Below are 1,154 nucleotides of genomic sequence, written 5' to 3'. Positions count from 1 at the left end.
CAGGCAACGTAACCTTGTTGAGCTCACGCGGCACGAACGCTACGGATGGCGCAGCGACTTCCGGAACGCTGTACGGATGAGTTAGCCCACAACCGGACAGAAGAACCTGCCACAACATTAGGCTGGCCCCGAGAAAAAGAAGCGACGAGTAACGTCTATTTACCAATGTCCTAGTTCTATTCGACATTTTGGATACTATGGAGGTTCCAGCCGCGGAGTCTCCTCAGAACGCGGCGGGATGTTACCGACGCGGTCGACAAGAATCAATGCCGTTTACGAACGAAATGGAATTCCCAGACTGCATTGCCATAGCCGTCGGCAATTCGTACTATCCGGGGCTAAACCCGGTCACCAAGCGTGTCGATGTACATCCGGGCGAACAACGGCCGGGAGCCAGCTAGCATGAAAAACCTCATCTTCATTCTGTTCTCTATTGTCTTCACGCTCCTCGCATCAACGGCCTCGGCCCAACAGAACAGCTCGCAGTACGAACCATCAACCCCTACGGTGAGCCCTTACCTCAATCTGCTACGACGAGACAACCAAGGGGGCTTACCCAACTACTACACGTTCGTTCGTCCGGCTCAACAACAGCAACGGACCCTAAGGCAGATAAACAGTCGATTCAATCGCCAAAGCAGCACGCTCGCCCAGCTCCAAAACAGCATTGTTGAGTTTTCAGCACCGCCGACGGGAAGTGGAAGTGGCTTCATGTTGCAGGGACGGCGAAGTGGCTTCCAAAAGTACTCCCATTTCTTCCCGTTGCCGAGGCGACAAGGACGACGCTGAACGCCCTAGGCGTCGTCATCAACGATCACCACCTCTAAGGAGGTGGTCACAAGGCGAACTTCAGACGAGAAAAGCACCTTAAAGTGCTCATCAACTTCGGCGATCTCGTCACCCGCAATCGGAATTAGTATCGTGGCGGTGTCTACCCCTGGCTGTAGCGACAACCGTCCGCTGGGATATTCGAGCGTGCCAAAATCCGCGGGGACCAAATCAACGGCACCAAAGCTGTTTGCCAGCAGAAGAAAATCCGCGAAATCTACGGTCCCGTCTCCGTCAAAGTCTGCTTTCAAATCACCCTCGACCGAACCAAATTCGTTAGACAACAAGAGAAAATCATCGAAGTCGACGCGGCCGTCGTGGGAGCC

Annotated in this window: 2 protein-coding genes; one reads left to right on the top strand and one right to left on the bottom strand. The window is 54.1% G+C overall.

Annotation, left to right across the window (positions count from 1 at the left end; translation table 11 throughout):
• Window positions 1–45 precede the first annotated feature (45 nt).
• Window positions 46–174: a hypothetical protein gene (locus tag LYNGBM3L_RS48615; protein ID WP_267872025.1), complete on the top strand. Its 129-nt coding sequence runs from the start codon at window positions 46–48 to the stop codon at window positions 172–174.
• Window positions 175–794: 620 nt separating this feature from the next.
• On the opposite strand, the gene LYNGBM3L_RS40555 is transcribed toward LYNGBM3L_RS48615, so the two are convergent.
• The coding region (locus LYNGBM3L_RS40555; RefSeq protein ID WP_044493027.1) for a dockerin type I domain-containing protein at window positions 795–1,154 on the bottom strand (360 nt) is incomplete at its 5' end.

It is taken from the genome of Moorena producens 3L (assembly GCF_000211815.1).
GTDB lineage: Bacteria > Cyanobacteriota > Cyanobacteriia > Cyanobacteriales > Coleofasciculaceae > Moorena > Moorena producens.
Note: the sequence above shows the minus strand (reverse complement) of the source record. Positions and strands in the feature narration are given on the sequence as shown.

Coding starts and splice junctions, on each gene's coding strand:
- LYNGBM3L_RS48615 (WP_267872025.1), top strand. CDS start 46: ATGGCGCAGCGACTTCCGGAACGCTGTACGGATGAGTTAGCCCACAAC.